The sequence below is a fragment of the Modicisalibacter xianhensis genome (assembly GCF_900113605.1).
Lineage (GTDB): Bacteria > Pseudomonadota > Gammaproteobacteria > Pseudomonadales > Halomonadaceae > Modicisalibacter > Modicisalibacter xianhensis.
In genome coordinates this window covers 130,707-144,335 of sequence record NZ_FOPY01000001.1, presented here as the reverse complement: position 1 = coordinate 144,335, position 13,629 = coordinate 130,707, and the positions used below count along the sequence as shown (strand labels likewise).

General features: G+C 64.4%; 14 protein-coding genes. 5 read left to right on the top strand and 9 right to left on the bottom strand.

Annotated features, from left to right (window positions below; all coding sequences use genetic code 11):
- Positions 1-21: 21 nt before the first annotated feature.
- The 5 genes from BM194_RS00650 to BM194_RS00630 all read left to right on the top strand — a co-directional run bounded on the left by BM194_RS00650 (position 22) and on the right by BM194_RS00630 (position 4,993).
- Positions 22-852, top strand: a complete 831-nt coding sequence (locus tag BM194_RS00650) for a slipin family protein (protein WP_092842712.1) — start codon at positions 22-24, stop codon at positions 850-852.
- 75 nt (positions 853-927) lie between these two features.
- Entirely contained in the window at positions 928-1,857 is a 930-nt protein-coding gene (locus BM194_RS00645; RefSeq protein WP_092843021.1) for a DMT family transporter, read from the top strand.
- A gap of 346 nt (positions 1,858-2,203) precedes the next feature.
- Positions 2,204-3,694 (top strand): SulP family inorganic anion transporter, encoded by a 1,491-nt coding sequence (locus BM194_RS00640; protein ID WP_092842711.1) that lies wholly within the window; start codon positions 2,204-2,206, stop codon positions 3,692-3,694.
- A gap of 60 nt (positions 3,695-3,754) precedes the next feature.
- Positions 3,755-4,609, top strand: coding sequence for a universal stress protein (locus tag BM194_RS00635; RefSeq protein ID WP_092842710.1), 855 nt, complete (start codon positions 3,755-3,757; stop codon positions 4,607-4,609).
- A gap of 24 nt (positions 4,610-4,633) precedes the next feature.
- Positions 4,634-4,993 carry a RidA family protein gene (locus BM194_RS00630; protein WP_092842709.1) on the top strand — a complete coding sequence of 120 codons (360 nt, stop codon included), beginning with the start codon at positions 4,634-4,636 and terminating at the stop codon, positions 4,991-4,993.
- Here BM194_RS00630 and BM194_RS00625 read toward each other — a convergent pair.
- From BM194_RS00625 to BM194_RS00585, 9 genes are all read right to left on the bottom strand, one after another.
- Positions 4,987-5,595 carry a hypothetical protein gene (locus BM194_RS00625; protein ID WP_092842708.1) on the bottom strand — a complete coding sequence of 203 codons (609 nt, stop codon included), beginning with the start codon at positions 5,593-5,595 and terminating at the stop codon, positions 4,987-4,989. The genes BM194_RS00630 and BM194_RS00625 overlap by 7 nt on opposite strands.
- Before the next feature lie 97 nt (positions 5,596-5,692).
- On the bottom strand, positions 5,693-6,403 hold the full coding sequence (locus BM194_RS00620) for a LolA family protein (RefSeq protein ID WP_092842707.1): 711 nt from the start codon (positions 6,401-6,403) through the stop codon (positions 5,693-5,695).
- Positions 6,404-6,477: 74 nt separating this feature from the next.
- Positions 6,478-7,203: a 3-oxoacyl-ACP reductase FabG gene (fabG, locus tag BM194_RS00615; protein WP_092842706.1), complete on the bottom strand. Its 726-nt coding sequence runs from the start codon at positions 7,201-7,203 to the stop codon at positions 6,478-6,480.
- On the bottom strand, positions 7,200-7,682 hold the full coding sequence (locus tag BM194_RS00610; RefSeq protein WP_092842705.1) for a hotdog family protein: 483 nt from the start codon (positions 7,680-7,682) through the stop codon (positions 7,200-7,202). Before BM194_RS00610 ends, fabG begins: the two co-directional genes overlap by 4 nt.
- Positions 7,679-8,863: a beta-ketoacyl-ACP synthase gene (locus tag BM194_RS00605; protein ID WP_092842704.1), complete on the bottom strand. Its 1,185-nt coding sequence runs from the start codon at positions 8,861-8,863 to the stop codon at positions 7,679-7,681. The genes BM194_RS00610 and BM194_RS00605 overlap by 4 nt, the downstream gene beginning before the upstream one ends.
- Positions 8,860-9,453: a DUF3261 domain-containing protein gene (locus BM194_RS00600; protein WP_092842703.1), complete on the bottom strand. Its 594-nt coding sequence runs from the start codon at positions 9,451-9,453 to the stop codon at positions 8,860-8,862. Before BM194_RS00600 ends, BM194_RS00605 begins: the two co-directional genes overlap by 4 nt.
- On the bottom strand, positions 9,450-10,715 hold the full coding sequence (locus BM194_RS00595) for an NAD(P)/FAD-dependent oxidoreductase (protein ID WP_092842702.1): 1,266 nt from the start codon (positions 10,713-10,715) through the stop codon (positions 9,450-9,452). The genes BM194_RS00600 and BM194_RS00595 overlap by 4 nt, the downstream gene beginning before the upstream one ends.
- Positions 10,712-13,072, bottom strand: coding sequence for an MMPL family transporter (locus BM194_RS00590; RefSeq protein WP_092842701.1), 2,361 nt, complete (start codon positions 13,070-13,072; stop codon positions 10,712-10,714). The genes BM194_RS00595 and BM194_RS00590 overlap by 4 nt, the downstream gene beginning before the upstream one ends.
- Positions 13,059-13,625 (bottom strand): LolA family protein, encoded by a 567-nt coding sequence (locus BM194_RS00585; RefSeq protein ID WP_092842700.1) that lies wholly within the window; start codon positions 13,623-13,625, stop codon positions 13,059-13,061. Before BM194_RS00585 ends, BM194_RS00590 begins: the two co-directional genes overlap by 14 nt.
- Positions 13,626-13,629: the final 4 nt, after the last annotated feature.

The following is a 13,629-nucleotide window of genomic DNA, read 5'->3' as shown; positions in this document are numbered from 1 at the left end:
TTAACCTTTCCGGAGGTCGTCATGATGATTTCCTATCTCGTGCCCATCGTGCTGGTCGTGTTGCTGATCGCGGCTTCGATCCGCATCCTTCCCGAGTACAAGCGCGGCGTGGTGTTCTTCCTGGGGCGCTACCAGGCGGTCAAGGGGCCGGGGCTGTTCATCATCATCCCGCTGATCCAGAAGATGGAAGTGGTCGACCTGCGAGTCATTACCATGGATGTGCCGGAACAGGACGTGATCTCCCAGGATAACGTCACCGTGCGCGTCAATGCCGTGCTGTATTTCCGGGTCGTCGATCCCGAGAAGGCCATCATTCAGGTCGAGAACTTCATCGTTGCCACCAGTCAACTGGCGCAGACCACGTTGCGTTCGGTGCTCGGCAAGCATGATCTCGACGAGATGCTGTCCGAGCGCGACAAACTCAATGACGATATTCAGGAAATCATCGATACCCAGACCGAGGATTGGGGGATCAAGGTCGCCAATGTCGAGATCAAGCACGTCGATCTCGACGAGAGCATGATCCGTGCCATTGCTCGCCAGGCCGAGGCCGAGCGTGAGCGGCGTGCCAAGGTGATCCATGCCGAGGGCGAACTGCAGGCCTCGCAGAAACTGGTCGAGGCGGCCAACGTGATGTCGGCCAATCCGGCGGCGTTGCAGCTGCGCTATCTGCAGACCATGAGCGACATGAGCAACCGCAACGCCTCGACGATCGTGTTCCCACTGCCCATGGACATCCTGGACGTATTCAAGACGATGGGGCAGGGAGGCGCTCGCCCAGCACCGGCGGACCGGACGTCGCCCACCACGCAGCGTACCGAGCAGGGTGGCGACGGCACTGACCTGGGCTGACCCTCGATCCGGCTTGCCCGAGCCATGGAATACGCTCAGGCTGAATGGCCGATCGTTGCCGACCGAGAGGTTATCTTGTCGTTTTCTTCCTTGTCCCTGCGCCAGAAAGGCCTGCTGATGACGGCAGCGGGCCCGCTGATCATTTCTCCCGATGCCCTGTTGATCAAGCTGGTCGGCATGCCCGACAGCCAGGTCCTGTTCTGGCGAGGGGCGCTGTTTGCGCTGGGCATGTTGCTCGTGCTTCTGCTGCGCAGTGGCCGAAACATAGGGGCGATGTTTCGGCGTTGTGGCCTCACCGGGCTAGGCGTGGCGGCATTCTTCAGCCTGTCCAATGTCGGCTTCGTGCTGGGAAATCAGTACACCAAGGGGGGCAACGTGCTGATGATCCTGGCCGGCACGCCATTGATTGCCGCCTTGCTGTCGCGTGTCTTCCTGCACGAGCGCTTGCCGTGGCGGACCTGGTTGGCGATTCTGCTGTGCCTGGCGGGCACGTCGTTGATCGTGCTCGACGACGCTGGCCCCGGCTCCTGGCTGGGCAATGCCTTTGCGCTGCTCGCCGCCGTCTCGATGGCGGCGAATTTCACGCTGTGTCGAACCCGTCCTCACGTCGACATGAGCCCAATGCTGGTCGTCTCGGGCCTGTTGCTGGTGCTGGCGGCCTTGCCCTTGGCGACGCTGCAAGGCAGCGTAATACTGCCATCAGTGTCGCAAGCAGGCTGGCTGGCACTGTTGTGCCTGGTGCTGTTGCCGCTGGGCTTTACCCTGATCCAGCGCGGGCCACTCTACCTGCCGGCGGCCGACGTCAGCCTGTTGATGCTGCTCGAAACCGTGGCCGGCACGCTGTGGGTCTGGTGGGTCCTCGATGAAACGCCCTCATCGTTGGCATTCATCGGTGGTGCGGTGGTGCTGGGAACGCTGTTGACCAAGGGCCTGATCGAGCGACGACTGGAGCGCCAGGCTCGTTCAGCACCATCCGCCCCGGCTCACTCCGCCGCTCGGTCGTGAACGTATCGGGCAAACCTGTTAGACTCCGCGCCTTGCCACTTGGACGATTGCGGCCATGGTCGCATTCGTCGATGACATCCATGACCGGAAGCGCCATCCCGATGCCTTCATCCAATGCCGGCTGTAGTCCACCCTAGCGCCTGACCTCCCTCCGCATGCCCTCTGCATGCTGCGATGGCATGGGCTCGTCTCGTCATTCTCCGCTCATGTCCAGCGCGTACCTTGTGTCACGTTGGCAGTGTCATACGGCCTGCCTGTAATACGAAATTCCGCTGCGATGCTCTTCCTGCCATGGGGCGCCTGCCCAATGCGGAAGCGTGAGCGGCTGACAATCACGGAATCGAGAATGATCCGCTCCCTACGACAGACCTGGTTTTCCAACCTGAAGAACGACACCCTTGCCGGTATCGTCGTCGCCCTGGCGCTGATACCCGAGGCCATCGCCTTCTCCATTATTGCTGGAGTCGACCCCAAGGTCGGCCTCTACGCTTCGTTCTGCATCGCCGTGATCACCGCCTTCGCCGGTGGACGTCCGGCGATGATCTCGGCGGCTACCGGCGCCATGGCGCTGCTCATGGTGACGCTGGTGCGCGAGCATGGTCTCGAATATCTGCTCGCGGCCACGCTGCTTACCGGGGTGCTGCAGATTGGCGCCGGTTACCTGCGCCTGGGCGAACTGATGCGTTTCGTGTCACGCTCGGTGGTGACTGGCTTCGTCAATGCCCTGGCGATCCTGATCTTCATGGCGCAGTTGCCCGAGCTGACGGGCGTCACCTGGCACGTGTATGCCATGACCGCCGCGGGGCTCGGCATCATCTATCTGTTCCCGCTGTTACCGAAGATCGGCAAGGCAGTGCCGTCACCGCTGGTGTGCATCGTCGTGCTGACCATCGTCTACCTGATGAGCGGCATGGATATCCGTACCGTCGGCGACATGGGGGAACTGCCCGATGCATTGCCCGTCTTCCTGTGGCCGGAGGTGCCGCTGACGCTCGAGACGTTGGTGATCATCTTCCCGTACTCGATCATGCTGTGCGTGGTGGGCCTGCTCGAGTCGATGATGACGGCGACCATTGTCGATGAACTGACCGATACGCCCAGCGACAAGAATCGTGAATGCAAGGGGCAGGGGCTGGCCAATATCGGTGCCGGGCTATTGGGCGGCATGGCCGGTTGCGCGATGATCGGCCAGTCGGTGATCAACGTGAAATCCGGCGGCCGAACGCGCCTGTCCACGCTGATTGCCGGGGTCGGTCTGTTGCTGCTGGTGGTGTTCCTCAGCGACTGGGTATCGCAGATTCCCATGGCGGCGTTGGTGGCGGTGATGATCATGGTGTCCATCGGAACGTTCAGTTGGGAATCGCTGCGCGACCTGAAGAAGCACCCGATGAGCACCAATATTGTCATGCTGGCCACGGTGGCCGTGGTGGTCGCCACCCATAACCTGGCTATCGGCGTGTTCGTCGGTGTGTTGCTGGCATCGCTGTTCTTTGCCAACAAGGTGGGGCAGGTGCTCTACGTCGGTAGCGAAACGAGCGATGACGGACGTACCCGCCACTATCAGGTCATCGGTCAGGTGTTCTTCACCTCGGCTGATCGCTTCGTCGATGCCTTCGACTTCAAGGAAACCCTCGAGCGTGTGCGCATCGACCTGTCGCGGGCCCATTTCTGGGACATTACTGCGGTAGGTGCGCTGGACAAGGTAGTGATCAAGTTCCGCCGCGAAGGTACCGAGGTCGAGATCGTGGGCCTGAACGAAGCCAGTGCGACGATCGTCGACCGCTTTGCCGTCCACGACAAGCCAGAGGCCGTCGAGAAGATGATGGGTGGCCACTAGGTACTTCGACATGCGTAGGCATCCTAGAATGACTCAAGACGACAAGAAGGAACGAGCACGATGAGCGAACACGTAACGGCCTGCATCGACGGTTCCGGTTATGCCTCTGCCGTCTGCGACTATGGGACCTGGGCGAGCCAGCGACTCGAGGCGCCGCTGACATTCCTGCATGTATTGGACAATCATCCACCACCCGACGAGGGCGATCTGTCGGGCAGCATCGGCCTGGGCAGTCGCGAGCACCTGCTTGAAGAGCTCGCCTCGCTGGATGAGAAGCGTGCACGCCTGGCCCAGGAGCAGGGCCGCTTGATGCTCGAGGCCGCGCGCGACCGTGCCATCGCGCAGGGGGCCGAGTCGCCCAGGGCGCGCCAGCGCAACGGTGAACTGGTCGAAACCTTGGCCGACCTGGAAGGGGAGATTCGTCTGCTGGTGCTCGGCAAGCGCGGCGAGGCGGCACACAAGGCTAGCGAGCACCTGGGATCCAATCTGGAGCGCGTGGTTCGCGCCCTGCACCGGCCGATCCTCATGGTGCCCGAGGGCTTCAAGACCCCCGAGCGGGTCATGATCGCCTTCGATGGCAGCAAGACCACCTGCAAGGGCATCGAGACACTGGCAGCCAGCCCGCTCCTGAAGGGGCTGACCTGTCATGTGGTAACGGTGGGGGCCGAGATAGCCGATGTCCAGGCGCAACTGGACTGGGCGGTGCGCACGCTCGAAACTGCCGGGGTCGATGCGCATGGCGAGATACGTGCCGGTGAGGTCGAGTCTACCCTGCACGACTATCAGCGCGAACATGACATCGACCTGCTGGTGATGGGGGCCTATGGCCACTCGCGCATTCGCCACCTGCTGGTCGGCAGCACCACGACCGACATGCTGCGCAGCGCAGAGACTCCGTTACTGTTGCTGCGCTAATCCACCTTATTCGAGGAACCAGAGATGATCCAGCGTCACGATACCAAGGCCCGCATGAGCCGTGCCGTCATCCACAATGGCGTCGCCTACCTGTGCGGCCAGGTGGCCGGACCGGAAGCCCGGCATGGCGATATCCAGGAGCAGACGCGCAGCATGTTGGCACGGGTCGATGCCTTGCTCGAAGAGATCGGGTCCGGCCGTGATCGTCTGCTGACGGCGACTATCTACCTGAAGGAAGGCAGCGACTTTGCGGCCATGAACGAGGTGTGGGATGCCTGGGTGCCCGAGGGGCATGCACCGGCGCGGACCTGCGTGACTGCGCCCATGCCGGCGGATGAACTCAAGGTGGAAATCACCGTCACGGCCGTGGTCGAAGGTTACTGAGCCACGGTGTCACTGACCTTGGGGGGTTGCGGCTGGAAGCGCATGAACGCCGCCAGCCGCTCCTCGTCGGCTTCGCCGATGCGACACAGTTGCTCGGCAATTTCCGCATATTGACGGAGTACAGGGTCTATCAAGCGAGTACGGGCGCCATCGCTCTTGGCCTCGTCGGCCTCGTCCGCCAGCCATTCGAACAGTCGGCCCAGGCGGTGATAATTGGGATCGCCGCGTCCCGTATTGCCGCGCAGGGCATCCACGGCAAGGCAACGCTGCACGCTGCGCTTGTTGGGATCGAGACTGTCCTTCTCGAGTAGCGCTTCGGCCTGATGCACGAAGTGCCTCATCAGTTGGGCGGTTTCCAGGCTGCGTTGCTGACGGCGCTGAGCATCCAGACTATCAAGCAGGGAGCGCTGTTGGCGCCCCTGATGGGCCACCAGCGTGACCAGCAACAGCAGTACACCCATGCCGGCGATCAGGGCCAGGCCAAACAGCCCCAGCGAGACCAGGGACTCGGGTGCCAGGGGCCAGGAAAGATCGCTTTGGGCAATACCCAGCGCGCCCAGCGCCAGGGTCGCCAGCACGACGATGACAATCGCAATTCTCACGGACTTCTCCAGGTTCGTTACGGCAACGTGAGGGAAAAACAAAGTGCGCTGTAACGATTATCGGCCCGTTGCGCCGAAAGCTTAGCCCGGGTTTCGATTAGTCATCCGAGGCGGCAGGACCCGCGGACGCGCTGTGGTCGGGTGAATCGTCACCTTGCATGGTAGTGTCGGTACTGTCGATGGTGTCTGTGGTCAGCGATTCCGCCAGCAACTGGGCACCCCGGGCCTCTACCGGTGGCTGGGGATCGCTCAGGGTCAGCGAAAGTTCATTGTCTTGTGCCGACACGAACTGCAGCGATTCGATGAAGCGACCTCCCTCGACGGCTACCTTCTTGAGGGCGCCCTCGCTGCGGTCCCGGGGCAGCAATATCAGTTGCCAGTCTTCGCGCTCACCGTCCAGCAGCAGGTGATAGCGCTCGCGAAGGGCAGAGAGGTTGCCCTGCAGGAGTTGGAAAAGCAGGCGGATAACCTGGCGTTCCTCGGGCAGGCCGTCGTCGGTTTCGCTCAGAGGGACCACGGAAAGCTCGGGGACATCGGGGGTCAACTCCACGAACTGTCCCGTCATGTCCAGTGCGACGATACGGGGCTGCGGCGTGACCCATTGCCAGGCCAGCGATTGTGTCGGGGTGTAGAGCAGTTCACCATCGGCATGGACGCGGGTTTCTGCCTCGGGCAGCCAGCGGCTCTGTTCGACCCGGCTCTGGAAGGCCGGCGTATCCGCCTGCCAGGTTTGCCATTCTTCCGGTGTCGCGGCCTGGGCGAGGAGCGGCATCATCGCGAGAAGCAGGCCGCAAGTCAGTCGGTTCATGAGGGAGTCCTGAGCTTGCATGGATCGAAGCATTCTACCGGGGCGATAAGCACTTCGCAGGCGCCATTGGTCGATTAGCACATCCCGCCATTCACGGCGATCACCTGTCGGGTAATGTAAGACGCATCCGGCGAGCACAGGAAGCCGACCGTGCCGGCGACCTCCTCGCTGGTGCCGGTGCGCTGCATGGGAATGACCTTGAGCGCTTCCTCACGGACCCGTTCATCGCTCATATCGGTATCGATCATGCCCGGCGCCACGCAGTTCACCGTGATGCGGCGCTTGGCCAGCTCCACCGCGAGCGCCTTGACGGCGCCGATCAGGCCAGCCTTGGCGGCGCTGTAGTTGACCTGGCCGCGGTTGCCCATCAGACCCGATACCGAGGACATCACCACGATACGCCCCGGTGCGCGGCGGCGAATCATGGGCATGACCAGCGGCTTCACCACATTGTAGAAGCCGTCGAGGTTGGTGTGGATGACGCTGTCCCAGGCCTCGTCGGAGAGGGCGGGAAAGGCGCCATCGGCAGTGATGCCGGCGTTGCAGACGACACCGTAGTAGGCGCCATGGGCCTCGATATCCGACTCGATCGTCTCACGCGCCGCGTCGCGGTCGGCCACATCGAAGCATAGCACGCGTGCCTGGCGGCCCATGAGGCGAATCTCGTCGGCTACGTCGTCCGCCGCGCCGCGACGCTGGCGGCAGTGCAGTACGATGTCGAATCCATCATGTGCCAGGCGCAGGGCGATGGCGCGGCCGATGCCCCGGCTCGAGCCGGTAATCAGAATGGTGTCGGTCATGTTGTCGCTCGTGAAATCACAGGATCGCCAGGCGCCGGGGAGGCCGGCACGTAAACCGTCAGGCTGCCCTCGGCCAAAAGTGTCGTGCCGTCTTCGATGGTCCCCCGGAACTGGCCCAGCCCGTTGTCGGCTCGAAAGTCGAGGCTGACTGATACCCGGTATGTTCTTTCCACCGGAAACTCGTCGGCCACGGTCTCGAAACGTCGTGTACCTACCAGAAATCCTACAGTGGGCGACTTTCCCTGTGCAGCGGCCTGCCAACCGGCCCAGGCCGCCACTGCCTGGGCCATCCACTCCAGGCCCACCCAGGCAGGAATGGCAGCCTCCCAACAGAACAGGTCCTGTGCCTCGGGGGTCGCCTCGGCGGCCAGGTGCGTCTCATCGACCTCGACGATACGCTCGAGCAGGCACATGCCTTGCGCATGGGGCACGAAAGGAGTGATGGGACAGGGCAGCGTTGGCAGGGCGGAGCCGTTCATTGCGCACGTCCCAACAGCAGCGCGGCATTGTTGCCGCCAAAGGCGAACGAGTTGCTCAGGGCCAGGCGCGGGGCGCCGGGGACGGTGCGCTCGGCTAGCGGCAGGGGCGGCAATTCGGGATCGTAGTGGCCGTCATAGACGTGCAGGGGCAATCGCCCATGATGCAGGGCCAGCCAGCAGAAGGCGGCTTCCAAGGCACCGGCCGCTCCCAGGGTATGGCCAGTCAATGCCTTGGTCGAGCTACAGGGCGGCGGAGAGCTGAACAGCGCATGGACGGCCTTGGCCTCCATGCTGTCGTTATGGGGTGTGCCGGTGCCATGCAGGTTCAAGTAGTCCACCTGGTCTGGCGAGCGTCCGGCCTGGCGCAAGGCCGCCTGCATTGCAGCCAAGGCGCCGCTGCCATCGGGGCGCGGTGCGGAAACATGGTAAGCATCCGAACTTTCGCCGACGCCTTCGAGCTGGATGCCGCCAGCCTCGCGAGTCAGCACGAACAGGGCGGCTGCCTCGCCGAGATTGATACCGTCACGGTTGGCCGAGAACGGAAGGCTGGGCCGGTCGCTGACCGCTTCGAGGCTGGCGAAGCCGTTGACCGTGAGCCTGCAGAGCGTATCGGCGCCACCGGCAATTACTGCATCGCATTCGCCGGACAGCAGCAGGCGGCGCGCACTGCCTAGCGCACGGGCACTCGAACTGCAGGCTGTGGAAAGCGCATAGGCGGGACCCTCCAGCCCGAGCCGCTCGGCCACGAAGCGCGCCGGGTCGCCGAGTTCCTGATGGGCATAGCGAAACGCTCCGGGCAACGGGGCGTCGCGCCCGGCCTGCGCCAGGGCGACTTCGGTCTCGCCGATGCCCGAGGTGCTGGTGCCGATGACCACCCCGATGCGCGCTCGTGGATACTGCGTCAGGGTCATGTCGAGGGTATCGCCCAGGCGCGCCAGGGCCGCTGCCAGCAGACGATTGTTGCGGCTGCGCTGATGGATCGGCCAGTCACGGTCGTCGGGCAGATCGCCGATGACACTGCCCAACGGCAGGTGTCGCCCGGGGGTGTAGGCATCGCTCACGTTCAGTCCACGGCGGCCTTCGAACAGCGCCTCGGCAATGGCCTCATGCGTATCGCCCAGGCTGCAGACCACGCCGGGAGGCGACAGGTGGCAGGGCTGGCGGTCGTGGCGCTCGCTCATGACGTGGCTTCCTCGAGCGGGGTGATGTGTAGACGATAGCGGCCCTGGCGGTCGTCGAGCAGGACGTCCTGTCGAGTGTCGGCACTTGCCGAGGCCGGCGTGATTCGGGCCATGACCTTACCATGATGACGGATGATCCGGGACTCACCCTCGACGGCAATCGACCAGGCGCTGCCGGCGAAGGCATCGCGCAGCGCGGCAACCGGCCACAGGCTCCATTGCAGGCGCGAGGCCAGCCAGTCGGCAGGTACGGGCAACCTTTCCTCGAGGGTCGCCTGGGGCACATCGCCGGCAAGATAGCGGCTGCCCTCGGCGTCGTTCACCAGCGTGACCAGGCGCTGGCCGTACGGTGTCAGCAGCACGGCGCGCAGCTCATGATCGGCGATGCGGATCAGCCCGATCAACGTCTGGGAGGGTTGGCTTGCGTCGTCGGGCATGAAGGTCAGGCGGCGCTTGAAGGTGTCGGCCGTCGCCACGCTGTCGAACGAGGGGGTTGGCGCTACCGGAGGCGTGAGCGAACAACCGGCCAGGCCCAGCATTGCCAGGCCCAGGGACCCCAGGAGCAATGAAACGATTCGCCGTCGGCTCATGGGCTGTCTCCTGACGCTACGGGAGCGTGGCCGCACAGCTCGGCCAGGGTGGTCAGGCGCCGTCGGGCGGCGCTGACGAAGGGATTGCTTGTGTCCCAGGCATAGCCTGCCAGCACCGAGCTGATCATGCGCTTGATCGTGGCGGGGTGGGCGTCGTGAAAGATGATCGATGGCAGGCGGCCGTCGTACCAGGCATCCACGAAGGCACGAAACGTGTCGATCCCTTGGCGCAGCGGACGCTCGAATTCGCATTGCCAATCGACGCTATCGCCGCGGAGCTGGCGCACGACCAGGGGCGACGCCTGTTGGGCCGAACGTAGCGCGATGGTGACGCCGGATGAAAATACCGGATCAAGAAACTCCCCGGCGTTGCCGAGCAGGGCGTAGCCTGGTCCGTGGAGGCGAGTCACGTCAGCAGAATAGCCCTGAAGCGAGGCCACCGGGCGTAGCGGGCGAGCATCACGAAGCAGTTCGCGAAAGCGGGGTTCGGCCTCGATCAGCCGTTGCCAGCGCTGTTCGGCGTCGCCGCCCTGGGCGGACAAGGTATCGACATCGCCGACCACCCCCACCGAGGCCCGGCCGTGTGAAAAAGGGATCAACCAGTACCACAGCGAGGCGTCCTCGGGGTGAACGCCGATAAGGATCTTGTCGCGGTCGAAATTCGGTTCTTGAATGTGGTCCTCGACATGGGTGAACAAGGCCATGCGCGGCTCGAGACGTGGATCGCGACCGAGCCCGAGCAGGCGGGCCAGAACGCGGCCATAGCCGCTGGCATCGAGTACGAAACGCGCCGCCAGCGTCGCTTCGTGTCCGCTCTCGTCGAAGTATGTCAGGCAGGGGTGCTGCGCATCGGGGCGAAATCCGGTAACGGTGACGCCGAAGTCGACCCGGGCGCCCTGGGCGGCGGCCGCTTCGATCAGGCGCTGATCGAAATCGGCGCGCTCGACCTGATAGGTCGTTCCCCACCCGTCACTGAACTTGTCGCGAAAATCGATGACTGCCTCATGAGCGCGGTGGGTGAATACAGCGCCGTTCTTGGGCTGGAAACCCCCGGCCTCGACGGCCGACAGCAGGCCTGCCTCGTCGAGGGTTTGCATGCACTGGGGCAGCAAGCTTTCACCGATCGAGAAGCGCGGGAAGCGACTGCGCTCGAGCACGTGCACGCTCAGGCCGCTACGCACCAGCAGGGCAGCGGCTGCCGCCCCGGCCGGGCCGGCGCCGATGATCGCCACGTCGGTATCGACACCAATGTCATGTGTCATCTTGGCTCCTTGACGTTGGCCCCATCAGGGGGCCTCACCCACGGCACCAGCAACCATACCAGGGCCAGGCCGATCAGGCAGGATAGCCCCAGGTAATGCAGGGCAGGCGTGGCGCTGAAGGCCAGTAGCCCAAAGGCCAGCAGGCTGGTCAGTGTCGACAGGCTGATGGCCAGCCAGGTCTCGGCGCGCCTGGCATGTTCGACACTGAAGATCCCCGCATCGAGCCCGATCCCGAGCACCAGCAGCAGCCCCAATTGGCTGAAGACGTTAAGTGGAATGCCGGCCACGGCAAGGATGCCGAGCACACCGAGAATGGCGCCAAGCGGCGGTGCCAGCACTCGCCATGTCCAGCGACGATAACGCCAGGCCAGCAGCAGGGCCAGCCCGGCTACCGCGGCGGCTACCCACCAGGCGATGTGCTGGCGTAGCTGACCCAGCAGGCCGGAAAGCCGCTCGACGCGATCGACGTAGCTCACGCCCTCGCGGGTTTGCGCCAGTCGTTCGAGACGTGGCACTAGGGAAGCATCCACATCGGTGAGCGGCAGCATGGCGGCAAAACGGGGCTCCTTTTCGCTGGCGTCACGTGTGTCGGTAGCGCCGAGCCACAGGCGGGCCTGGCCTTGGCCAGCCGATGTTGCCAGCCAGGATGATACGTCGAGTACAGGGGCGTCGTGTAGCGTCTGGCGGGCCTGCTCGGCCAGTCGGGTAGGCAGCCCGGCGCGTTCGAGCAATGTGGTCAACGGCTCGCCGTAGAGCTGGCGTACCCGGGCCAGGTTGGCCTGCTGCACCTCAGGCGGCGGCACGCTATCGGCCAGGTTGGTGTAGCGCAGGCTGACCCCGTCCTGCTGCCAACGACTCAGGGTGGCACCGAGCGCTACCAGGCGGGACAGTACCTCGGCCTCGCTGGGAGCCGTGACTAGATAGTAGCGATTGCCGGTATTGCTGCCCATCAGGCGTTGCACTTGCTGCTCCTGCTCGAGCAGCGATGCCGGCGAGGGATTGAGCAGGCGCAGGCTATCGTCGGCCTCGAGCTGCCAGGCGACCAGACTGACAAGTAGAATGGCGAAGAGCGTAGCCAGACGGGGAGGCAGCCGCCGGCGCGGCATGGTGAGCTGCCACAGGCGCCGGGACAGGCGATCCGTGAATGGGTGAGCGGGCGAGGTCAGGCGTGGCAGCCAGAGCACCACGGTCAGCCACGCACCCAGCAGGCCGAGAGCGGCAAATACGGCCATCTGACGCAGTCCCGGCATCGGTGTCAATGCCTGGGCAAGATAGGCGAGTAGGCTGGACACCAGCCCCAACGTCAGTCCCGGCAACAGCGGACGCAAGCGAAAAGCCGTACCCTGCACGGCGCGATGACATTGCACGTGCAGGGCATAGTCGATGGCAATACCGATCAGGCTGGCGCCGAAGGCCAGTGTCAGCAGGTGTAGCCGGCCGAACAGCAGCAGCGTGATCGGCAGCGCGAACAGCACACCGCCGACCAGCGGCAGCAGCATATGGCCAAGTACGCGAGGCGAGCGGAATACGAAGCACAGCACGGCCACCAGGCCGATCAGCGCCCCCAGGCCGATGGTGGTGATCTCCTGGCGCGCCTGGCGCGCCCCGGTGGCAGCGTGAAAGACCAGCCCCGAGCGCAGCAGCGAAACCTCGGGATGTTCGCGCTCGAACTCGGCGATGGTAGACGTCAGTGCCTGCTGGGCCGTCAGGTCATAGGGTGAGCGGGCCAGTTGGCCGATCAGCAGTGCATAGGTACGCTCATCGTCCTGCAGCGTCAGTAGCCCATCGCGCGGCCGCACGGTGCTCTCCGCCAGAACGGCATCCAGAAATGTCAGCCAGTGGTCGAGCAACCCGAAGGGATCGGTGACCGGCTGGGGTTGGCCGGTCGGTGAAAACAGCTCGCGCAGGGCCGGCTCGACCAATGACTGGCCGCCGTCAGCGGCGATTGCCTGGCGTAGCGCGGGCGTGAGCAGGCGGTAGCGGTACTGGCCCAGGTCATCGCGCGGATCCTGGTCGGCCAGATCGGTGTCGCGCCAATCGAGCCGTGCCAGCCAGGGGGGATTCGTGTTGCCATTGGCTGCGGTCAGGGCCTGGGCCAGCACATGGGTGTCGGCATTCAGAGTGGATGAGCTGAGCAGGAGGACGAAGCGATCCTCGAAGGACTGGCCGAGTTGGGCGTCGGCGCGCTCGATCAGCGGCGATTGCCGGTCTTCGGGCAGCATGGCCGTCAGGCGCGTATCGGCGGGCAGGCCGTCGCGCAGCAGTGCGGCCAGGCCCAGTGCGCAGGCCAGCAGCACGGCGCCCCACAGCCAGGCTGCCACCCTTGGCCACGTCAACGCCGGCTTACGGCGTGACATCCTTGTCCTTCATCGCTGGCTGCTGATCGAAGAACCGCACGTGCAGTCGATCGCCGTTGGCGGCGTGCAGCGTCAGGTCATCCAAGTATTCGCCGCCCTCGATCCGTATCTCGGACAGCCGGTCGCGCAGGGCGTCGCTCAAGGGGGTCAGGTCGACCTGCCAATCCCGGGCATCGCCACTCAGCTCGATCCGGAAGTGGGTCTGTAACGCTTGCCAGTCGCCGCCCAGCAGATCGAGCAGCAGCGCAGCTACCTGATCGCGCCCGCGCTGGTTACCGCCCAGCGAGTCATCGATGTTCGCGGCCGAGTCGGGCGTAAATTCGAGGCGATCCTCGATGGGCGACTCCAAGACCCAGACGATGCGCTCGTCGCGCTGGTAGCGAAAGTGGCCACGACTGGTCAGTTGCGTGTCCAGGTCGGCCAAGTGACGCTGTTGCTCGAAACGACCCGCCAACGCGTCGGTCTGGTTCAGACGGGCCTGGAGGTCATCGAGGGTGAAAGCCAGGGCGCTGGCCGGCAACCCTATCAACAGCAGCAGTAGCGTACGAATCATCGGT